Genomic DNA, 20,686 nt, shown 5'->3' with positions numbered 1-20,686 from the left:
GTCGGCAACTGCCAATCAATTGCGATGGTCGTAGACCCGCTGAATCTTGCCGACTTCGGTTCGCTCGATAGTCCCGGGGTTGACGAGGTCAAGCTGGTCCGGAGTGAACGAAAGCACGGATTGCAGGCGAGACAGAACGTCGTCACGGAGTTCGCTGTGGTCTTTGCTGGACCCTTCAGCGCGCTCAACAGTGAGTTCCATGACGTCGAGATTGTCCTCCTCGTAGAGGTCGATCCGGTAGTATGGCGCGACGCCGTTGATGTCAAGCACTGCGTGTTCGATTTCGCTTGGATAGAGGTTCACGCCGCGGACAATGAGAAGGTCGTCGGTTCGACCGGTGACGTTGTCCATCCGTACCATTGTCCGCCCACACGCACACTCGTCGTAATTTAGCGTCGTCAGGTCACCCGTTCGGTATCGTATCACCGGCTGTGCCTGCTTGGTAAGCGTCGTGAGAACGAGTTCGCCCTCTTTGCCCGCCTCGAGTGGCTCTTTCGTGCGTGGATCGATAACCTCCGGGTAGAAGTGGTCTTCCCAGATGTGGAGTCCATCCTGTGCTTCGTGACATTCCGCAGCCACACCGGGGCCGATAATCTCTGAGAGCCCGTAGTTGTTGATCCCGGTGGCGTTCAGTGCGGTCTCGATTTCCATTCGCATCGGCTCTGTACACGTCTCAGCGCCGTAGGAGACAACCGAAATCGGAAGCGCCTGCGGGTCATATCCCATCTCCTCGGCCGTTTCGGCGAGGTACAGTGCGTATGACGGGGTACAGGCCAGCACGTCGGTGCCAAGATCAGCGGCGAGTTCGACCTGCCGCTGCGTGCCGCCACTGCTGGTCGGAACGACGGTCGCTCCGAGTTCTTCAGCGCCCTCGTGAAAACCCATCCCACCGGTAAACAAGCCATAGCCGTAGGCGTTCTGAACCGTATCGTCGGGCTCCACACCAGCAGCCGACAGCGACCGCGCCATCGTCTTGCCCCACAACTCCAGATCTGCATCGACGTAGGAGACGATCTTGGGTTTCCCGGTCGTGCCAGAGGAGGCATGAAAACGGCTGACCTCGTCGTCATCGACGGCGAAGAGTCCGTCTGGATATTCGTCTTCGAAGTCCTCCTTGGTCGTCATCGGGAGCGAACTGATGTCGGCAATCCCGTCAATATCCGTCGGAGAGACCCCTGCGGCATCGAGCCGGTCTCGGTAAAATGGCACATTTTCGTACACGTAGTTCACGATTGACCGGAGCCGCTCGCTCTGCACGCTCCCAAGCTCGGCGCGGTCGAGACACTCGTTACTGTGGTACATACGCAGCCGCTTCGACTAGCACCGGGAAAAAGTTCGGGGACCACCAGCGCAGATGACGGTTGATACGGTGACCGCACAAAACAGGACGGCTGAAGGCTGGTTCGCAGTTCAGTAGCGCTTTCTGCCACTGCGAGGGCGGCCACGGAGACAAACGTAATCACGGCCTCTACTCCCGACCCGAGCATATAATGGGGAGCCTGACGCAGTCTTTGCCATGTCTCAGGAGACCCCGATCCGTGTCGACCACATCGGAATCGCTGTCGAGGACATCGGCGACGCTGAACCGTTCCTGTTCGCACTCGGCTGTCGGAAGCTCATCGAAGAGTCCGTTGAGGGGCGGTTTCGCTGGGCACAGTACGATTTCGGTCGGGAGGCGTCGCGGCTAGAACTCATCGCACCGGAGGCATCGGACACATTCCTTACGTCGTATCTCGACAACCACGGTCCGGGCCTACACCACGTCACGCTCGAAGTGGCCGCTGTCGACGCAGTGAAAGCGGTACTGGAGCGCAACGGATACAGCGTCATTGAGTACCGCGAGTATCAGGACTGGACAGAGGCATTTGTGCCACCATCGAACCCGACCGGGGCGCTGTTTCAATTGTTCGAGTATCACGATAGCTACGACGCTGACCGGCCACCTGCCGGCAAACTCTACGTCGATGGAAGTCGACTTGATGGGTAATATCTGCAGAAGGTCGCTCAGGGAAAACGCATCGGTCGGCAAAACAGGTGGAGCGCTATCAGTCGTCTCTTTCGTCGAGCTGGACCGTTTCCTCGACGATAAGCCGGGGGCCGGCCTCCAGATCGATAAATTCGGCTGCGTCGGCCTGCACTGTTTCGGCAAGGTCTGAATCAAACGCGGCGCTGAGTGCATCCATGTCCTCGAAATACAGCTCAAGCACGCCGTCGTAGGCCGCACGCTCCGGGTCTGTTGGCACGGATGTCACGTAGCGCTGCAACCCCGGCAGATCCTTCGCTAGCTCCGAGTGGTCGCCTTGCCATCGGTCGGCGAACTCCTCGTGAGTGTAGCCATCTCTCCGGACGAGCAAATCAACGATTTTTGTCATGCGTGCGCCATGTCGTCACGGATTGGCTTTTACCTGCCGATCTGGCAGGGCCACCACTGATTCAAGCTACTCGAACAAAACACTTGTAAGCCGATTAGTCATGTGTGTACGTATGGCAATCCCACCCGCTGTCAACAGGCCGGTCGGAACGATCGAGAGAGCAATCGAGATCATGGAGTATCTCAAGGAACACGACACGGCCACGGTGTCTGAAATGACAGCCCACCTCGACTGTGCGAAGAGTACAACACACAGATACATGAAGACACTCGCGGCCAACAGTCTCCTCGTCGAGGACGATAACGAGTATCAGCTCGGGATCCGCTTTCTGGACTACGGCGAAGTGGCACGGAACAAATACCGGCTCTACGACGAGGCGAAGCCAAGAGTCGACGAACTCGCGGAAGAGACCGAGGAAAAAATCTGGTGTGCCGTTGAAGAACACGGCCGGAGCGTCCACATCTACGGCGCTCAGGGGAAACACTCGGTGCAGACGTACGCCCGGGTTGGCCATCGGAACTATCTCCACCAGCACGCCGCGGGGAAGGCCATACTGGCACACCTTCCAGACAACCAGATCACGAAGACCATCGACAGGCATGGCTTGCCTGGCCGGACGCCACAGACGATCACCGACCGGGACGAACTCTGGGAGGAAATCGAGGCCATCCGTGACCGCGGATACGCGTTCAACTTTCAGGAGTCGGTGGAGGGACTGCACGCGGTCGGGGCCCCGATCACGGACGAGAACGACATCGCCATCGGGGCGATCAGTGTCTCTGGCCCAGCAAGCCGGCTTGAAGGCCCCATTCTTCGGGACGAACTGCCGACGCTGCTACTGGGCGTTGTCAACGAGATCGGGATAAACATGGCCCATCCTTGAGGCTACCAGCGTAGTTCCAGCGGGGCAACGAGCAGTTTTCGAGTTGTACTTCGCTGCGTGTGGCTGCGGTCGAACGATGGACCCCGTTTTGGGGACGAGATGCGCTCACTCGCTGGCCCACTCCGGCTCCCTGTCTTCGAGGAACGCGTCGATACCTTCGTCCTTGTCACCGGTTGCGAACAGTTGAGCGAACAGTTCGGCTTCGTACTCAATGCCGGCTTCGAGGTCCATTCGGGAACTGGCACGAACGGCTTTCTTCGCTAATTCGAGCGCCGCAGGGCTTTTTTCTGCAATCGACGACGCGATGTCGTAGACACGCTCATCGAAGGAGTCGTCATCGTGAACTTCGTCGACGAGGCCGATATCGACAGCCTCCGACGCGTCGATAAGTTCGCCAGTGAGGATAAGCCGCATTGCGTGGCCCTCGCCGACCAGGCGCGGCAGTCGCTGTGTGCCGCCACCACCAGGCATGATGCCAAGGTTGATTTCCGGCTGCCCAAATTTCGCATCCGTATGCGCGATCCGGATATCAGCCGCCTGAATCAGCTCACAGCCGCCGCCGAGGGCGTGCCCGTTGATACGGGCGATGACCGGCATCGGGCACTCGTCGACGTACTCGTAGACCCGTGGTCGCTTGCTCGCCTCCCGTTGTTCTAACATATCCCGCTCGCGGAGTTCCGTTACGTCCGCACCCGCAACGAATGCGCCGGTGTCTGCCGCGCCAGTCAACACGACAGCACGAACGTCGCTGTCCGGGATTGCGTCGAAGACCTGCTTGAACTCCGACCGCAACTGGGTGTTGAGCGCGTTTCGAGCCTCCGGGCGGTGTAATTCGACGGTAGCGACGTTCTCCACGCGGTCCCCGACGCGCACCGAGACCGTTTCACAGTCTGCCGCAATGTCAGCGAGGTCCGTCATGCGTCCCCCCACTCGCCGCTGGTGCCAACGATGTCACCGTCCTCCCAGACGTAGAACCCCTCGCCGGATTTCTTGCCGAGTTTGCCCGCACGGACCTTCCGTTTCAGGATCTGTGGCGGACGGAACCGTTCACCGAGTTCGTCACGCAGGTATTCGAGGATGTCGAGTCGGACATCAAGACCGACGACGTCGCCGAGTTCGATAGGTCCCATCGGGTGATTGTAGCCGAGTTCCATCGCGGTGTCGATGTCCTGCGGTGTTGCAACGCCTTCCTGCACCATCCGCATCGCTTCGACTCCCAGCGAGACGCCAAGGCGGGAGGAGGCAAAGCCCGGTGCATCGGCCACCTCCACCGGTGTCTTGTCGATCCCGTTCACGAACTCCCGGGCACGCGCAATCGTTTTGGCACTCGTCTGTTCCGCGACGACAATCTCGACGAGTGCCATGATATGCACCGGATTGAAAAAGTGAAGGCCAATAGCTCGCTCGGGATAGTCAAGGACGCTCGCTATCTCAGTCAGTGACAGCGAAGAAGTGTTTGAAGCGATAAGCGTCGCCGGGTCGACGTGGGATTCGACCGCAGTGAGCGTCTCGTGTTTGATCGCCATCTCTTCGGGGACTGCTTCCACGACGAGGTCTGCCCCAGTCACGGCCTCTTCTAGCGAGGTCGTCCCTTTGAGGCGGTCTATCGTTGCCTCGGCCGTAGATTCGGTTACTTTCTCCCGGGCAATACCCTCTTGGAGATTTGACTCGATGGCGGCCAGGCCGTCATCGACGATATCCGCATCGATATCACGGAGAGAGACGTCGTGACCGGCCATTGCAGATACTTGAGCGATACCGTGGCCCATGGTACCGGCGCCTAGGATAGCTACGTGCATCATTTCTCAGCACAGTAGCAAAGGATAAAAACGTTGCTTGCGTCTCACCCCCGGTGTGACCTGCATTTAATACGGCGGCCACGATAGGAGTCGGTGAGGATGACTGCTTCCGACTCGCAAGCCGTTGTTGTCGACGCCGTACGGACGCCACAGGTACCGAAGGATGGCGCATTGGCTGGGACACATCCCGAAGACCTCGTCTCTACTGTGCTTACTGCACTTGTTGACCGGACCGGTGTTCCAGCGGCTGAGTGGGATGACTTCCGGCTCGGGTGTGCAAACCAGGAGGGCGAGCAGGGCCGAAACCTCGCCCGGCAGTCGATACTCGCCGGCGGGTTTCCCGAGACAGTGCCCGGGGCGACAACGACCCGCCTGTGTGGCTCTTCGCTGACGACGCTTGTCGACGCCGCTCGCGCCATCGAGGCGGGCGACGGGGCGGTGTATCCGGTGGCCGGTGTCGAGCACATGAGCACCGTCCCTTTCTCCGACTGGCTGCATCCCGCTATCGAACAGCGGTACGACCCCGACAGGCTCCCGATGGGACAGACGGCCGAAACCATCGCACGGACCCACGATATCAGCCGAAAAGCCCAGGACGAGTTCGCGTTGCGTTCACACGAGCGGGCGGTCGCTGCCATGGAAAGCGGTCGGTTCGATGCAGAGACCGTGCCAGTCCACACCGACGAGGCAGCGATAGAGACCGACAAAACACCACGGGCAGACACGTCAGTCGAGCAGTTGAGCGAACTCCCGACAGTGTTCCGTGACGACGAGGCAGCGACAGTCACGCCGGGGAACGCATCACCGCTGACCGACGGGGCTGCTGGGATGCTTGTCACCTCAGCGGCGTACGCGGACCAGCACGGTCTCGATGTCCTCGGCCGGATCGAGACGCGGGCCGTCGCCGGTGTCGACCCGCTGGTCATGGGACGGGGACCGATTCCGGCGACGCGTGCCGCACTGGACGACACTGGCCTGACAATCGACGATATCGATCTCGTGGAACTCAACGAGGCCTTTGCCGCGCAGAGTCTCCACTGTAAGCGCGAACTGGAGATTCCGACTGAGCGGCTCAACGTCAACGGTGGGGCTATCGCGCTCGGGCATCCGCTTGGCTGTTCGGGGGCACGAATCACGACGACATTGTTACACGAGATGCAACGGCAGGACGCGACCCACGGACTGGCGACGATGTGTGTCGGTTTCGGTCAGGGTGTCGCGGTTGTGTTCGAGAATCCCTGCTAGTGCCGGCTACCGGCGCTGGCTGGCGACCTGTGCTTTGAAGCCGTATCTGATGACCCCCTCCTGCGTGTAGATGCGTCGCGTCGTCAGCACGACAGGTGTGCCTATCGTGACTTCGTCCGTCGCCTGAAGCACCTGTGCAGGGACGCTCACAGTCTGCTCGCCTGATTGACTATCGAGCGCGACGATAGCACTATCGAACTGGCCGCTTTTCGACTGCTGGGCGACGAACTCCGGTGGCGCACCGCCCTGTTGGATAGTCGTTACTGCCTCGACTGTCCCTGTCCCGGGCAGTTCGACAGCCTCGAAATCGCTGGTACGCTCGTGACAATCCGTACAGGCCCCGGTCGGCGGGAAGTTCAACGCCTCACACGCGGAACACCGACCGGCGACAAGCCGGTGGCGTTGCGGAATCGTCCGCTGCCAGGACGGGACACTGACGTACGCTCCGCCACCTTCGGGTTCGTCGCGCGTAATCTCGCCTCGCCGCCTGAGGTACGCGGCGTAGGACAGGGAGACAGCACCGTCCAGCGCAGTGTTGACCGGAACGGGACCAGTGGCGACGAAGAGCGTCGCACTCGCGCCGCTTCCGTACGCAGCAATCAACACACGTTCAGCGCCATCCGCAAACGCTGTCGCCGCCCCGAGAAATGCGCTTGCTGCGCCGGTGTCCCCGAGCGAACTAACTGTGTCAGCGGCGGCGATAGTCGCTGCGTCAACCCCGAGCGCACCTGTTGCCCGATACGGGAGCTTTCCGTCCGGAGACTGGACCGCTGCTGCATCGACTGTCTCCATCGGCACGTCCAGTCTGTCCGCCGCACTGCCGAGTGTGGTCGTGAACGCCTCGCGGTCGTACTGCGTCACGCCCAGACCGGTCGTCCGGTCGTCCCCGCCCGTTCTGAAACGCGTTCCGGGGTAGGCCTCCGTGTGTGACGCTCGCTCAATGACGGTTCCGGGACCGTCATCGTCGACAACGAGCGCGACGCTCCCGGCACCGGCGGCGTGCTCGACCTCGCTGTCAGGGTCGCCCCGCGGACAGTCACTGATGATGACGAGGCCGATGTCCTCCCCGAACGGCCCGCCGTCCATGGTTGCGTCCAGTGCTTGCGCACCGGCGTGCGTGGAGCCGGTCATCGTCTGCGTCTTTGCATCGTCGGGGACGTTGAGAATACTGCAGAGTCTCGCTGCAAGGTCCTCTTCGGCCATCGGCGGTGTCGTCGTCGCAAAGGCCAGATGCGCAACGGCCGCGCCGGACGCGTCAGCCGCAGTGAGCGCACGGCGGGCCGCTTCGACACCCATCGTGACTGCGTCTTCGTCGGCATCGGGGACCGCCTTCTCGTCGATCCCCGCCGCATCGAACCGACCCCAGGCGGCTTCGAACTCTTCAGCGTCGATCCGCAGGCGAGGTGCGTACGCACCGATGGCCGCAAGCCCTGCGGCAGTCATCGTGCGGCCTCCCGTTCGAGGATGTGGACAACTGCGCTGCCGCCGCTCCCACCCACGTTGTGAGTCAGCCCGTACTTCGGGGCCGCTAGCTGCCGGTCCGCAGCGCCGCCGGTGAGTTGTTTGAACGCCTCGACAAGCTGTCCGGCACCGGTTGCGCCGATAGGGTGACCCTTTGATTTCAGCCCGCCGGAGAGATTGACCGGCATTGCTCCGTCAGATTCGGTCGTTCCCGCTTCAAGTAACTGTGGGGCCTCGCCGCGGTCACAGAACCCGAGGTCCTCGTATGCAAGCAGTTCGGCGATCGTGAAGCAATCGTGGACCTCTGCGAAATCGAGGTCGTCAGGGCCAACGCCGGCACGGTCGTAGGCTGTGTCTGCGGCCATTTCCGAGGCAGAAATCGAAGTGTAGCTGTCTCGCTGGAAGAGACCGACCCGGTCGCTGGCCGCGCCGACCCCGGCGATCCGGACCGGGTCGTCGGTGTACTGCCCGACGACGTCCTCACTCGCGATGAGCGCGACCGCTGCGCCGTCAGAGGTCGGACAGCAGTGATAGAGGTTTAAGGGGTCTGCGACGACCGGTGCGCCGACGGCGTCTTCGAGGGAGCATTCAAAGCCCAGGTGGGCCTTCGGGTTCTTTGCGCCGTTCCGATGGTTCTTGACCGCCACCATCGAGAGGTGCTCCTCGCTGGCCTCGTACTCCCGTAGATACGCACTTGCCATCTGTGCGTAAACGCCAGAGAAGGTCGTCCCAGTCAGCCGTTCCCACTCTGTTTCACCGGAAACACCAAGCCAGTACTTCGTCACATCGCTGCTCATGTCTGTCATGACTTCGACGCCGCCAGCCAGCGCTACGTCGGCCATCCCGCTTTTGACTGCCTGCACTGCCTGTCGGACAGCGTAGCCCGACGCGGCGCAGGCGTCTTCAACGCGCACGCTGGGGACACCGTGCAGCCCAGCGTGTTCGGTCGCTGCCGGTCCAGAGAGACCGAGCTGTCGACCGCCCACGCCGAGTGAGCCGACGACCGCTTCGTCTATCGCGTTCGTATCGATACCGTGGTCGACACTGTCGATGGCTTCGCTGACTGCGTGGTCGAACAGTGATCTGTAGCTCTCTTCGGGCATCGAGCCAAACGGCGTTTGCCCTGCGCCGATGAGATACGCATCCCGCATACATGGAACTCTGAGGGTACTGAAAAATAGCTTTGCATCGTTTGCTGACAGCCCTAGACCAAGCACGCAACTGGCGGCGCAGTGACCAATCCCAAACCATTTTATCATTAACATTCAATTCTATCATTGAAGATGGTGTACAAGCCACTGGAGGCGTCTGACCGGACAGAGCTGCGTGCGTTGCAATCTGACCGATTGCAAAGAATTGTCACACACGCCTACGAGAACGTCCCGTTTTACCGGGAGAAACTCGATGCGGCAGGTGTCTCGCCCGAAGACATCCAGAGTATCGACGACATCACGAAACTGCCGATGACGACGAAAGAGGATTTCCGCGACGAGTACCCAGATGGACTCTTCGCCGTAGACGACGAGGAGGTCGCCCGCATCCACGCGTCGTCCGGAACGACCGGGAAGCCGAAAATCGTCTCGTACACGGATGACGACCTCGACACCTGGAGTGAAGTTGTCGCGCGTTCGCTGGCTGCGAGCGGCACTGAAGCGGGCGATACCGTCCAGAACGCCTACGGGTACGGGTTGTTCACTGGCGGACTTGGTATCCACTACGGAACTGAGGAGTTGGGGGCCTCAGTTGTTCCTATCGGAAGCGGCCAGACACAGCGACAGGTCGAGTTGATGACCGACCTAGAAAGCGATGTGTTCACATGCACCCCATCGTATGCACTCTACCTCGCCGAAACGGCCGAAGAGATGGGCCACGACCCCAGAGATCTGCCGATCTCGACGATAATCTTCGGCGCTGAGCCGTGTACCGACCCGATGCGGGGGGAAATCGAAGAGCGACTGGGCGTTGATGGCATCGATATTTACGGACTCTCGGAGATCATCGGTCCCGGGGTCTCGTGTGAATGCCACGAAGCGAAGGATGGACTCCACATCTGGGAGGACCACTTCTACCCGGAAGTCATCGACCCACACACGAAAGAACCGGTCGAGGAAGGCGAAGAAGGTGAACTCGTTCTGACAACACTCACCAAGGAAGCGTTGCCGGTCTTCCGGTACCGAACTGGCGACCTCACGACACTGAACTACGACGAGTGTGCGTGCGGACGGACGATGGTACGGATGGACAACGTCACCGGCCGGACCGACGACCTCCTCATCGTTCGGGGCGTGAATCTCTATCCCAGCGAAATCGAACACGCTGTATTGGATATCGACGGCGTTGCTCCGCATTACCGGATCGACCTCTACAAAGAGGACAACCTCGACATCCTAGAACTCACCATCGAACGAACTGCAGAGCAAGGGCCGGGTGACAAAGCGCTGGAAGATGAAATCATCGAGCGGCTAGAAAACGTACTCGCGTTCACCCCGGACGAACTCGAACTCGTTGCGCCCGGCAGTATCGAACGAACGCAGGTCGGCAAGGTAAAACGCGTCTACGACCACCGTGACTGACTGTCAGGGCCGGTAGACTCGTCCACGAAACGTCGCGATGCGCTCGCCATCCTGTGCAGTCACCGTTACCTCGTACTCTGCGGTGCTGCCTGCGAGATGTGTTTCTTCAGCGATCGCAGACAGCGTCTCACCGGTGTCGACGGCGTCTAAATACGAGATGTTCGTCTCCAGTGCGACCGCTGGCTCGCCATGAGAGTTCGACGCCGCGGCGAACGCCGCATCTGCAAGTGAGTAGATCGCTCCGCCATGCGGTGTCTCATGAAAGTTCAGCAGGTCCTCGGTAATCGTCAGTTCAGTCTGGGCGTACCCCGAATCAAGTTCGACGACATCGATACCAAGGGTTTCGCAGTACGCATCCGATTCGATACGCTCTCTGACTTCGTCGGCGACACCGGACATACGGGTCGTGGTTCCATCACTAATAATAAATATATACCGGTCACTGCTGCTGTCAGCGGAGCGTAAAAATATAAATGGCTGCTATTAGATGAAAAAATATGGCATACAGCTACGAGCCACACCACTTCGAGGACTTCGAAGAAGGACAGGAATTTATCAGTGTCGGCCGGACCGTTACCGAGTCCGATTTCGTCATGCACTCCGGCCTGTCTGGAGACTGGACAGAGCTGCATACGAACAAGGAATACGCGGAAGAACAGGAGTTCGGTGAGCGGATCGCTCACGGTCCAATGACGTTCGTGCAGGCGACCGGCTTCGTCTACCGGACCGGGATCGTCGAGCGGACCGCATTCGCGTTCCTCGGGATGAACTATATGGACCTCCCAAACCCGGTCCACATCGGCGATACACTCCAGCTGGAGATTGTCGTTGACAACACCAAAGAAGTCGGACGCGACGACGCCGGGCTGGTCGTCCTCGACACTGAAATGGAAAACCAGGACGGGACCGTCGTCTTCGAGGGCGATATGAAGTTCCTGATCAAGAAACGCGAGTGAGTCTACTGCCGCGGCCGAAGGCGATGCATCGATAGCGCGTAGTACCGCAATTTTGCGGCTTGAAACTCGAAGCTAGCGCTCTTGTCGCCCAGACATTAATAATCAATAATAACAACTAAGACGCCGCGCACTCCTTCTGTTACTGCAATGAAGTACACCGGCCCGACAGACCTGTATATCGGCGGAGAATGGCGAGAAGCGACCAACGGCGACAGCATTGAGACGGAGGACCCGGCAACTGAACGGACCTACGCGTCAGTACAGAAGGCCGAGGCGTCCGACATCGATGCTGCAGTAGAAGCGGCACAGGCGGCCGTCGCAGAGGGTTCCGAGTGGGCGACGATGGACCCCGGAACGCGCCGGGCGAAACTCCATGCGATGGCCGACGCCATCGAGGCGATGAAAGACGAACTGTCCATGGTTGAATCCCACGACAACGGAAAAACGCCGTTCGAGGCTGGGCTGGAAATCGACATGGTCATCGATACGTTCCGCCATTATGCCGGCTGGACGGACAAGGTCCGCGGTGACGAGATTCCTGTCGAAAATGGCCGGCTCAACTACACCACTCGTGAGCCAGTCGGTGTGACCGCACACATCGCGCCGTGGAACTATCCCTTCCAGCTCGCCGGCCGCGGCCTAGCACCGGCGCTGGCGACAGGAAACAGCGTTATCCTCAAACCGTCCGCTATGACGCCGCTATCGGCGCTGTACTACGCGAAAGCCGCGGAGGAAGCGGGCCTTCCGGACGGCGTCGTCAACGTCGTTCCCGGGAAGGGGTCCGAGGCCGGTGACGCACTCACCGGACACGAGGGCGTCGATCACGTCACCTTCACTGGGAGTACCGGTGTCGGAAAGACAGTCCAGCGCACTGCTGCCGATGCAGTCGCTGACGTAACGCTCGAACTCGGCGGCAAAGGGCCAGCAGTTGTGTTCCCCGATGCTGACCTTGATGCCGCCGCCCGTGGCATCCAGTACGGGATCTTCATGAACGCCGGGCAGATGTGCTGGGCGAACTCGCGCATTGTCGTCCACGAGGACGTCTACGAGGAGATGGTCTCCCGGATGGCCGAAATCGCTGAAAACATCCCACTCGGCGGCGGTATCGACGACGATGGCCAGATGGGACCAGTCGTCAGCGCGGGCCAGCAACAAGAGATTCTCGATTATATCGAGACCGGCAAGGAAGAGGGGGCGACTGTCGCGGCCGGCGGTGGCGTTCCTGCGGACAAAGAAACCGGCCACTTCGTCGAGCCGACCGTCTTTGCTGACGTGGACAACGAGATGACGATTGCGCAGGAAGAGATCTTCGGCCCCGTTCTCACTGCAATCGAAGTGAGCGACGAGGAAGCGGCCATTGACGTGGCGAACGACTCGCCGTTCGGCCTCACTGCCTGTGTCTGGACGAACGACCTGACTCGCGCTCACACCGTCACAGACAGACTTGACTACGGGATGGTGATGGTCAACGAGACGCCCAACACGTGGCCACAGACGCCCTTCGGCGGCACGAAACAGAGCGGTCACGGTCGCGCACAGGGCGAACAGGCTATCGAGAGCTACACCGAGGTGAAAAACGTCCACATCAACCTCGGCTGAAGCTCTCTTCGACGAGTCGGCATCACACCGCCAGTCAGTGCAATCAATGGCACCATTGCCCTGATTCACGATATAAAATTGCGACGCCAGAACTAGCGAGTAATAACTGCTTACTCGAACTTCTTGAACTGCTGCAGGCACTCGTTACAGTAATGAATCGACTGACAGCGTGACGGTCCTCGTGGGTGTTTCCGTTCGGTGTCGGTCGAGCCACAGTACGGGCACTCCGCGCCTGTCTGTTCGCCGCTGGTCGTAACGCTGGGGTCCGGCTCGCTCATCCGTCAAAGCTCATCCCGAAGTCACGCAACGCTTCCTTGCCCTGTTCGGTGACCAGATCAATGGACCAGTCCGGGGACCAGACCAGCCGGACCGATGCAGTCTCGATTCCGTCGACACTCTCGGCGGCTTCTTCGACTTCATCGAGGATGATTTCGCGTGCCGGACAGCCGCTGTAGGTGAGCGTCATATCGACCGTGGCTTCCCCGTCGGACACGTCGAGCCCGTATATGAGGCCCAGATCGACGATGCTGACCGGCATCTCCGGGTCCTCGACCTGATACAGGGCCGCCCACACGTCGCGTTCGATGCCGTCGGCGTCTTCGCCCGTGGCTGGCACGTCGTCCGCCGCGTGGTCTTTGGTCTCATAGTCAGTGTACGAACACGCGGTGGCATCAGCGTCTGCGCGTGGCCGGTCGTAGTCGCTACTCATCGTCGTCCGCCATTATCAGCGTCGCTTTGTCACGTCCCAGATTCCGGTAGCTCGAAGTCATTTGTTCGTGAAGGTCGTGCCAGTGGTCAGTGTGTTCGTTGTCCCGGCCCGTCGGCGTTGCGGGGGCAACGTCGGTCGGCACGTCGAATCCCAGTTCGGTCAGGAACGACTCGACGCGAGTCTCCCATTCGCTGCGCATCTCATCGAGAGTCATCGTCCGGATGCCCAGCCGTTCGATGTCGGCCTCCACGTCCCCGACTGGTTCGAACAGCGTGAGGGCGTACGGATAGAGCTCCTCGATAGCCGCCTGCACGCGTTCGCTGGCCTCCTCGTCCAGTGCCATCCGGTCCAGCCAGCTTTCGGCGTGTTCGAGATGATAGCCTTCCTCGCCCTGGATGCGGCTCGTTCTGTTCCGGATTGTCTCGTATGACGAGTTCTCAAGCGCGGAGAGGCGGATGTCTTCAGCAACGTCGTAGAGGTACGCTCTGACGATGGCGTCGGCCCAGTCACCTTCCGCAAACGGCAGCTCGACGAACGTACTGTGCTGGAAGTCGCTGGGGTCGCTCTGGTAAATGAGCGATTCCTCGGAATAGCCCAGTTGCTGCACTGCATCGTACCACAGCCGTGCGTGGCCCAGCTCGTCCTGTGCGTTGTTCGAGATCGAGAGGTCCGATTCCAGTGTCGGCGCACGCACCTGCCAGAACGTGTAGCGTTCGGCCTGAATCAACTCGTCGTCAGCAAGCCGGAGCAGCTGTGCCTCGACTGCGCGCTGTTCTTCCTCCGAAAGGTCGGTTGGACCGCCGAGGTCGGATTCTGTTGTTGCCATTAGATTTCACCTCGTTGTTTCTCCGCTTCTATCTGCTCAGACTCGGAGGCTTCGACCTCCTCAGCAGCCGGGTTGACGTTGTACGTCTGTGCAAACCGGTAGGACTTGTTGGTCGTCCCGCCAAACGTTACGTCATCCGCTGTGACTTCACCAATGTACTGGTGCTTGACGACCCAGAGACTGTTCGGGTCGTCGTCAGTGAACGCCGCGATCGCCGCCTGTTCTGCGTCGGCGGCGCTGGCAGCGTCGACATCACCGCAGTGCGTATGATACCCACCGGGCTTGTCCTGCCGGAAGACGGCCCACGGTTTCTCGGCACCGTCCCCAGTCTCGTCGCGGCTCTCTGCATCGGGGTCGACCTGCGTGATTTTCTCCTGCGGGGCAACCCAGAGGGCGTGGGTTGGCTTCCGTCGTCCGTGCTGAATGACCGAGAACTGCTTCGCCATCTCTCGGTCGGGTGCGTGGACATCCCGGCAGTGAACGAAATCCGCGTCCGGACTCTGTTGTCGGAATACTTCCCAGATCATTGTTCTCAGTCCGCCGCCTGTGACTGCGGGCCGCTGTTCGTCGTCGTCTGGTCGTCCATCATGTCACGGACCCACTGTACCGCTTCCTGAGCCTGCCGGCGACCGGTGATCTGCTCGATACTGCCCTCGTATTCGTTCTGTGAGACCGTGAAGAACTCGTCCCAGTCGAGGTCATCCTCAACGACCTCGTAGCTCCCGTCACCGTTTTCGCGGATGCGTGGCTCATCGGGCATCTCCAGGCCGTATTTCTTGGCCTTCGGGATGTACGTGTTGAGGAACGCGGTTCGAAGTTCGTCGTTTGTACACGTCTTCAGTCCGACTTCCGCAGCGAAGTCGTGGTGGGTGCTCTGGTCGTCGGTCGGGCCGAAGAACTGCAGGATTCGGGGCCACCACTCTTCGAAGGCCTCCTGAGTCATACGCTGTTCCTTCCGGGAGCCGTTCATCAGTTCGCGGAGGATCGACTCACCGTGTTTGACGTGCATCCCCTCTTCGAAGCAGATCTTGTCCATCGCGTGGGCGTATGGCTCCCAGCTGGACTTTTTCAGGGTCGCCTGACGACGCATCGCAGCCCCGTCGACAAAGAACGCGATCATCGGCGTCTCGACGTAGCTCTCCATTGGGTAGTGGAAGCAGTTCAGGAACTTTCCGTCTCCGTTCGCCAGATCGTCGAGCATCTCTTCACGGGTCTTGACGCCGAGCGATTCCGCCGCTCGGTAGAGCATCTGGCCGTGGCCGATCTCATCCTGAACCTTCGCGCTGAAGGCCATCTTTCGCTCGATACTCGGTGCTTTTCTGATGAAGGGCCGTTCAAGGAACGCACCCATAATCTCGCTGTTGGCGTGGAACTCAAGCATCCGCGTGGCTGCCTTCCGATACTCTTCGGGAAGGTCGTCTTTCGGGCTGAACTCCCGGGGTCCGGCGCGGTCTTTGACTTCGTCGACGTTCATATCTATTCTATAAATCGTGAGGAATGTTCTTACTAATTTGCCCCCATATAGGCGGATTTTATAAGTACGTCCGCACATGTGCGAGGCAATGATAGAGGAGTGCCTGATGGTCGAGTTTCGCATCGAGGGTGACGACTGCCCACTGGCAGATGCGAGCAGTGTCACGGGGACACCCATCGAGGCGGCCCCGCCGCTCCTCCGGGAGGACGGTAACGTCTTGCTGCGGTTCAGCGCACAGGCGAGCGACGACCTCAAAGACTACCTCGACGGAGACGACCGGATCCGCTATCTCTACCAGTCAGTTACCGAGGGGCGGTATAACTATCGATGCCTGTCACTCCAGCAGTGTGTTGTGCATAAACTCATTAGCGCGGGGTTCATGGTAGAATCGCTGACGTATCGGGACGGGAACGCGGTTTTAGCTGGTGCTGTGGTTGGGCACGAGATTCTCCAGACAGTCATGGAGACGGCCGGTGAAACTGTCGGCGTGAAACTACAGCGGGTGTACGCACTGCGTGCAACAGAAGACGCGTCTATCGCACAGCAATGGGACCTGACCCCGGCACAGGAGGAGAGTCTCCGATACGCAGTCGCGATGGGCTACTTTGTCGTCCCACGACAGACGACTGCGAGCGAAGTCGCTGGCGAGCTCGGGATCAGTAAGTCTGCATTCCTCGAACGACTTCATCGCGCACAGCACTCGTTGTTCACACAGCTGTTCGGCGGCGTCGGTGACGGCCATCCGGGAGACGGTGGAGAGTAACGACGACGGCCGACCAGGCGACGACAGAGAAAGACGGGTTCGGAGTTAAATACTCGGGCGTGTGAGTACGACCATGCGCGTTGAAGACGGCGCTGTTCGACGAATCGTATTCGACCGTCCAGATTCGAAAAACGCGATAACGGCAGCGGTCGCTACTGAATTAGCCGATGCGCTCGAGGATCTCGACCCGGCGACGCACGACGCCGTCCTCCTCACTGGCGACGGTGATTCGTTCAGCGCTGGCGGGGATATCGAGGCGATGAGCGAGCGGGAAGAATCGGCAACGGAAGCCTACGAGCGAGTCCGGACAACACTGGGCCGGGTCGCCAGCAATATCCTCTCGGCACCCGTGCCTGTCGTCGCGAAGGTCAACGGCGACGCAGTCGGTGCCGGGCTGTCGCTTGTGGCCGTCGCTGATTTCGCGTACGCCGCCAGTTCCGCGCGGTTCGGTGCATCGTTCATCAGCGTCGGCCTCGTGCCGGACATGGGCGCAACCGCCATCCTCCCACGGCTGATCGGTCTCAGGAAAACCAAAGAACTCGCGTTCACCGGGAAGCTGATCGACGCCGAGAGCGCCGCCGAAATGGATCTGATCAACGAGGCTATCGACCCGGCCGAGCTCGATGCGCGGACAGCTGACCTGCTCGAAACGCTTCAGGCACAGCCAACGGAGAACCTCGGGCTGGCGAAGGAAGCGATCCACGACAACATCGGCCAGCCCCTGGAAACCGGGCTGCGTCGAGAAGCACGCATCCAATCACTGGCGTACGATACGCCGGCACATGCACGTGGTGTCGAGGCGTTTCTGGACGGCCGAACCCCGGATTTCGACTAGCGGTCGAAAAACTCCTGTGCGTTCTCGAACAGAATCTTCCGCTGGACATCCGTATCAAAGTCAGTGTCGCGAGCGAACGATTCGAGCCACGTTTCTGGGTCGATCATCGGATAATCGGTGCCGAACATCACCTTGTCTTTGAGGACCGTGCCGGCGTAGTGGAGTACCTGATCGTCGATATACTTCGGCACCCAGCCGGAGAGGTCCATGTACACGTTGCCCTTCTGCTGGCAGATTGCCAGCTGCTCTTTCTCCCACGGGAAGGCGGGATGGGCGATGAGGATATCGAGGTCCGGATGTGCAGCAGCCACGTCGTCGATAAGCATCGGGTTGCCGTACTTGATTTTCAGGCCGCGACCGCCGGCGCTACAGGCTCCCAGTGTCGAGTTCCCGCCGTGGAAGACAACGGGGACGCCGAGGTCTTCGATGGTACTCCACAGATGGTCGTGGCGTTCATCGGAGGGGTCAAAGCCCTGTGCGATCTGCTGGAATTTGAACCCCGAAAGGTCTAGATCCTCAACGCACCGGATCGCCTCCTGCACGCAGTCGTCTTTCAGTGGGTCGACGCTCCCGAACCCGACGAAGAAGTCGGGATACTCGTCCCGGACCTCGGCGACGTAGTCGTTCGGGACGGGTGGGTTCCCGGTGTTCGTCTCCGCGTCCCAGCCAAGCAGGACAACACCACCGACGCCCGCCTCGTGGTACTCCGCGAGCATTTCGTCGTAGTCCCACGTCTCCAGATCAGTGCCGAACCGGTCGGCGGCGTCTTGCATCATTTCGCCGCCAGCGTCGTGGAGGAACTCACTGGTCGGTTGGTGCGCGTGCGTGTCGAACAGTTGCCTGTCGGCGACACCCGGGAGGTCAGTTGTCACAGAGAGAGATTTTACCCAGTATCATAAAAATCCATGCTGTTTGTGCCGTGCAGCAGACCCACCGAAGTAGACGGATAGTTGTGATACCGATAGCTGATTCACGAAGCGGCGTACTGACTGCGACAGGGAACGAGTCGCCAGACCCACGGTCATCCTGTGCATGGCCGGGCGTCTATCCCCTACCATCTTACTGCTGGGGGGTGAACGCACAGCTATGGTTCGTCGCAGTGTTCTGTTTGCGCCGGGAAACAATGCGGAGTTAATGCGGAAAGCGGCCGGTGGCGACGCTGATGTCGTCGTCTTCGACCTCGAAGATGCGGTTGCACCCGCGGATAAAGAGCAGGCACGGGACTCTGTTCAATCAGTACTCTCGGCTGTCAACTCGAACAGCCACATCTGCGTTCGTATCAATCCCGTGGGAGTTAGCGCCACAGCCGACCTCGGGGGGATACTATTGGACACCAGTCCCGACAGTGTGATGCTCCCGAAGGCCAGTTCCGCCGAGGACATCTCGGCACTGGAACGGCTCCTCGATGAATACAGCGCGGATCTCCCGGTGCTTGCGCTAGTGGAATCGGCCGCCGGCGTCCTCAACGCGGCGGAGATTGCAGCCGCCGACCCGACCGATGCCCTCCTCTTTGGGGCCGAGGACCTTGCAGCCGACCTCGGTGCGAGTCGCACCAGCGATGGACGGGAGGTGCTCTATGCACGCCAGCGAGTCGTCGTTGCGGCCAGCGCCGCGGGAATCGATGCAATCGATACGATCTACCCGGAATACGGCGATCTGGATGGCCTCCGTGACGCCACTGCGTTCGCTGCCCAACTCGGGTACGACGGGAAGATGGCAATCCACCCAGATCAGGTCGCGGTCATCAACGACGCGTTTACCCCAAGTGACGAGGAGATAGCATGGGCCGAACGCATCATCGCGGCCGACGAAGAAACAGATGCTGGGGTGTTCGAAGTCGACGGGGAGATGATCGACGCACCGCTTATCGCACAGGCAGAGCGTGTCCTCGAACGCGCTCGCGAGGCCGGGCAGCGGTAGCCAACGACAACACCTATCCGGGACCTGACTGTGCTGTCGTGTATGAAAGCCGTCGTCCGGCAGAACTTCGATGCCAGCGTCGACGCCTACACGGCCTACGAGCGGCGGACCAATCGCTTCACGTCGCTCGCACGCCTGCTCGCTGTCGAGATGAGCACTCATGCTGACGACGGGCTTGGGACAGTGCTCGATGCGGGCGCAGGCACAGGTGTGAGCACACGCGTATTCACCGAGACAGCAGCGGAGACTATTGCGCTCGACATCAGCCGCGAGATGCTGAGCGAAATCGAGTCCACTGCCCGACTGCAAGCTGATTTCGACCACCTGCCGCTCTGTGACCAGTCAGTCGACGGGGTGGCGTTTACCGCTTCGCTCTTTTTGGTCCCCGAGCCAGCGGCCGCAGTGCGGGAGGCCGCCAGAGTGCTCCGGTCTGGTGGGGTGGTCGGGGCCGTCGCGCCGCTTGGCTGGTTCCGTCCTGACGGCACGGACGTGTTCGAACAGTTTGAGCGCGAGTCACGCTCCCCGACTGACACATCGGCTCTCCAAGACGCCCTCGCGGGTGAGTTCTCAACGACGACAGGAACGTGGCGGTTTTCGACGACTGCCGAAAACATCCGGCTGTTCCACGCGATTCCCGCGATGGCCGCACGGCTCTATCCAAAGTTCGACATCGAAGAACGGGTTCTGCGAGCCCGTGAACTCCTCAGCGCTCTCAATGGGACGTTCGAGCAACGATGGCGGTGGGTCATCGGTGTCCCAGAGTAGGCGACTGGGACCCGGGCTTCGTCCGTCAACCGGTCCCGGCGTCACTCAGCGGTATCGCGTCGCAGTGACAGCACGGTCCGGTCGAACTCACAGACGAGGACATCGTCCGAATCTGTGAGTTTGAACACCTCGACGTGCATCGTGACGATGCCGCGGTCACCGTCGCTAGTCTCGCGTTTGTCGGTCACGGTCGACTGCACGCGGATGGTGTCGCCGTGAAATACCGGGTTCGGATGCTCGACGCTGTCGTAGGACAGGTTCGCGACGATAGTGCCATCGGTCGTCTCCGGGATGGTCAGTCCGACAGCTAAACTCATGGTGTAGAGCCCGTTGACCAGTCGCTCGCCGAACTCCGTCTCGGCCGCGAACTCGGCGTCTAAGTGCAACGGCTGCTGGTTCATCGTCATATCACAGAACTGTTGATTGTCGCGCTCGCTGATCGTGCGGCGCTTCTCGTGTTCGATGGTCTCGCCGACCTCGAACTCTTCGTAATAAAGTCCTGTCAT

At 60.3% G+C, this 20,686-nt stretch carries 23 protein-coding genes and 2 pseudogenes; 10 read left to right on the top strand and 15 right to left on the bottom strand.

Annotated elements, in window-relative coordinates; translation table 11 throughout:
• Positions 1-15: 15 nt before the first annotated feature.
• Positions 16-1,302 (bottom strand): phenylacetate--CoA ligase PaaK, encoded by a 1,287-nt coding sequence (paaK, locus tag BDK61_RS20445; RefSeq protein ID WP_121304397.1) that lies wholly within the window; start codon positions 1,300-1,302, stop codon positions 16-18.
• A 214-nt stretch (positions 1,303-1,516) separates the two neighbouring features.
• Here paaK (BDK61_RS20445) and BDK61_RS20440 point away from each other — a divergent pair, with 214 nt between their 5' ends.
• Positions 1,517-1,987: a VOC family protein gene (locus BDK61_RS20440; protein WP_004966575.1), complete on the top strand. Its 471-nt coding sequence runs from the start codon at positions 1,517-1,519 to the stop codon at positions 1,985-1,987.
• A 58-nt stretch (positions 1,988-2,045) separates the two neighbouring features.
• Here the strand turns inward: BDK61_RS20440 and BDK61_RS20435 are convergent, their stop codons facing one another.
• Positions 2,046-2,372: an EthD domain-containing protein gene (locus BDK61_RS20435; RefSeq protein WP_121304395.1), complete on the bottom strand. Its 327-nt coding sequence runs from the start codon at positions 2,370-2,372 to the stop codon at positions 2,046-2,048.
• Between the two features lie 112 nt (positions 2,373-2,484).
• On the opposite strand from BDK61_RS20435, the gene BDK61_RS20430 reads away from it, so the two are divergent.
• On the top strand, positions 2,485-3,255 hold the full coding sequence (locus BDK61_RS20430) for an IclR family transcriptional regulator (protein ID WP_004966577.1): 771 nt from the start codon (positions 2,485-2,487) through the stop codon (positions 3,253-3,255).
• Positions 3,256-3,360: 105 nt separating this feature from the next.
• Here BDK61_RS20430 and BDK61_RS20425 read toward each other — a convergent pair whose 3' ends face one another.
• Positions 3,361-4,173 carry an enoyl-CoA hydratase/isomerase family protein gene (locus BDK61_RS20425; RefSeq protein WP_121304393.1) on the bottom strand — a complete coding sequence of 271 codons (813 nt, stop codon included), beginning with the start codon at positions 4,171-4,173 and terminating at the stop codon, positions 3,361-3,363.
• A complete protein-coding gene (locus BDK61_RS20420; protein WP_121304438.1) occupies positions 4,170-5,054 on the bottom strand; it encodes a 3-hydroxyacyl-CoA dehydrogenase family protein in 885 nt (294 codons plus the stop codon). Before BDK61_RS20420 ends, BDK61_RS20425 begins: the two co-directional genes overlap by 4 nt.
• A gap of 99 nt (positions 5,055-5,153) precedes the next feature.
• Here BDK61_RS20420 and BDK61_RS20415 point away from each other — a divergent pair, with 99 nt between their 5' ends.
• Positions 5,154-6,299: a thiolase family protein gene (locus BDK61_RS20415; protein ID WP_121304391.1), complete on the top strand. Its 1,146-nt coding sequence runs from the start codon at positions 5,154-5,156 to the stop codon at positions 6,297-6,299.
• Positions 6,300-6,305: 6 nt separating this feature from the next.
• Here the strand turns inward: BDK61_RS20415 and BDK61_RS20410 are convergent, their stop codons facing one another.
• Positions 6,306-7,742 (bottom strand): zinc ribbon domain-containing protein, encoded by a 1,437-nt coding sequence (locus BDK61_RS20410; RefSeq protein WP_121304390.1) that lies wholly within the window; start codon positions 7,740-7,742, stop codon positions 6,306-6,308.
• A complete protein-coding gene (locus tag BDK61_RS20405; protein ID WP_121304389.1) occupies positions 7,739-8,911 on the bottom strand; it encodes a thiolase domain-containing protein in 1,173 nt (390 codons plus the stop codon). Before BDK61_RS20405 ends, BDK61_RS20410 begins: the two co-directional genes overlap by 4 nt.
• Before the next feature lie 132 nt (positions 8,912-9,043).
• Between BDK61_RS20405 and paaK (BDK61_RS20400) the strand changes: the two genes are divergently transcribed.
• The gene (gene paaK / locus BDK61_RS20400; RefSeq protein ID WP_121304388.1) at positions 9,044-10,333 is read left to right on the top strand and encodes a phenylacetate--CoA ligase PaaK; all 1,290 of its coding nucleotides are present in this window, start codon (positions 9,044-9,046) and stop codon (positions 10,331-10,333) included.
• 3 nt (positions 10,334-10,336) lie between these two features.
• Here the strand turns inward: paaK (BDK61_RS20400) and paaI are convergent, their stop codons facing one another.
• Positions 10,337-10,732 carry a hydroxyphenylacetyl-CoA thioesterase PaaI gene (paaI, locus tag BDK61_RS20395; RefSeq protein WP_121304387.1) on the bottom strand — a complete coding sequence of 132 codons (396 nt, stop codon included), beginning with the start codon at positions 10,730-10,732 and terminating at the stop codon, positions 10,337-10,339.
• A gap of 98 nt (positions 10,733-10,830) precedes the next feature.
• On the opposite strand from paaI, the gene BDK61_RS20390 reads away from it, so the two are divergent.
• Both BDK61_RS20390 and BDK61_RS20385 read left to right on the top strand, forming a co-directional pair.
• A complete protein-coding gene (locus tag BDK61_RS20390; protein WP_121304386.1) occupies positions 10,831-11,289 on the top strand; it encodes a MaoC family dehydratase in 459 nt (152 codons plus the stop codon).
• Between the two features lie 147 nt (positions 11,290-11,436).
• Positions 11,437-12,888, top strand: a complete 1,452-nt coding sequence (locus tag BDK61_RS20385) for an aldehyde dehydrogenase family protein (protein ID WP_121304385.1) — start codon at positions 11,437-11,439, stop codon at positions 12,886-12,888.
• 110 nt (positions 12,889-12,998) lie between these two features.
• Here BDK61_RS20385 and paaE read toward each other — a convergent pair whose 3' ends face one another.
• From paaE to paaA, 6 genes and pseudogenes are all read right to left on the bottom strand, one after another.
• Positions 12,999-13,166 (bottom strand): 1,2-phenylacetyl-CoA epoxidase subunit PaaE, encoded by a 168-nt coding sequence (gene paaE, locus BDK61_RS23625; RefSeq protein ID WP_004594293.1) that lies wholly within the window; start codon positions 13,164-13,166, stop codon positions 12,999-13,001.
• On the bottom strand, positions 13,163-13,597 hold the full coding sequence (gene paaD / locus BDK61_RS20380) for a 1,2-phenylacetyl-CoA epoxidase subunit PaaD (RefSeq protein ID WP_004966591.1): 435 nt from the start codon (positions 13,595-13,597) through the stop codon (positions 13,163-13,165). Before paaD ends, paaE begins: the two co-directional genes overlap by 4 nt.
• Positions 13,590-14,423 carry a 1,2-phenylacetyl-CoA epoxidase subunit PaaC gene (gene paaC, locus BDK61_RS20375; protein WP_121304384.1) on the bottom strand — a complete coding sequence of 278 codons (834 nt, stop codon included), beginning with the start codon at positions 14,421-14,423 and terminating at the stop codon, positions 13,590-13,592. The genes paaD and paaC overlap by 8 nt, the downstream gene beginning before the upstream one ends.
• Positions 14,423-14,722 (bottom strand): annotated as a pseudogene (locus tag BDK61_RS24400) (PacF protein); the annotation flags it as partial. The pseudogene BDK61_RS24400 and the gene paaC, both read right to left, overlap by 1 nt.
• A 54-nt stretch (positions 14,723-14,776) precedes the next feature.
• Positions 14,777-14,950 (bottom strand): annotated as a pseudogene (locus BDK61_RS24395) (PacF protein); the annotation flags it as partial.
• A gap of 5 nt (positions 14,951-14,955) precedes the next feature.
• Entirely contained in the window at positions 14,956-15,897 is a 942-nt protein-coding gene (paaA, locus tag BDK61_RS20365) for a 1,2-phenylacetyl-CoA epoxidase subunit PaaA (RefSeq protein ID WP_007188584.1), read from the bottom strand.
• A 106-nt stretch (positions 15,898-16,003) separates the two neighbouring features.
• Between paaA and BDK61_RS20360 the strand changes: the two genes are divergently transcribed.
• Both BDK61_RS20360 and BDK61_RS20355 read left to right on the top strand, forming a co-directional pair.
• Positions 16,004-16,660 (top strand): helix-turn-helix domain-containing protein, encoded by a 657-nt coding sequence (locus BDK61_RS20360; RefSeq protein WP_079891029.1) that lies wholly within the window; start codon positions 16,004-16,006, stop codon positions 16,658-16,660.
• Positions 16,661-16,733: 73 nt separating this feature from the next.
• Entirely contained in the window at positions 16,734-17,495 is a 762-nt protein-coding gene (locus tag BDK61_RS20355; RefSeq protein ID WP_121304383.1) for an enoyl-CoA hydratase/isomerase family protein, read from the top strand.
• On the opposite strand, the gene BDK61_RS20350 is transcribed toward BDK61_RS20355, so the two are convergent.
• Complete coding sequence (locus BDK61_RS20350) at positions 17,492-18,367, bottom strand: amidohydrolase family protein (protein WP_121304382.1); 876 nt, start codon at positions 18,365-18,367, stop codon at positions 17,492-17,494. The two genes, BDK61_RS20355 and BDK61_RS20350, sit on opposite strands and share 4 nt — an antisense overlap.
• A gap of 214 nt (positions 18,368-18,581) precedes the next feature.
• Here BDK61_RS20350 and BDK61_RS20345 point away from each other — a divergent pair, with 214 nt between their 5' ends.
• A complete protein-coding gene (locus tag BDK61_RS20345; protein WP_121304381.1) occupies positions 18,582-19,415 on the top strand; it encodes an HpcH/HpaI aldolase/citrate lyase family protein in 834 nt (277 codons plus the stop codon).
• A 42-nt stretch (positions 19,416-19,457) separates the two neighbouring features.
• Complete coding sequence (locus BDK61_RS20340; protein ID WP_007188588.1) at positions 19,458-20,180, top strand: class I SAM-dependent methyltransferase; 723 nt, start codon at positions 19,458-19,460, stop codon at positions 20,178-20,180.
• Between the two features lie 41 nt (positions 20,181-20,221).
• Here BDK61_RS20340 and BDK61_RS20335 read toward each other — a convergent pair whose 3' ends face one another.
• Positions 20,222-20,686, bottom strand: a complete 465-nt coding sequence (locus BDK61_RS20335) for a MaoC family dehydratase (protein WP_004966601.1) — start codon at positions 20,684-20,686, stop codon at positions 20,222-20,224.

Source organism: Haloarcula quadrata (genome assembly GCF_003634715.1).
GTDB lineage: Archaea > Halobacteriota > Halobacteria > Halobacteriales > Haloarculaceae > Haloarcula > Haloarcula marismortui.
Note: the sequence above shows the minus strand (reverse complement) of the source record. Positions and strands in the feature narration are given on the sequence as shown.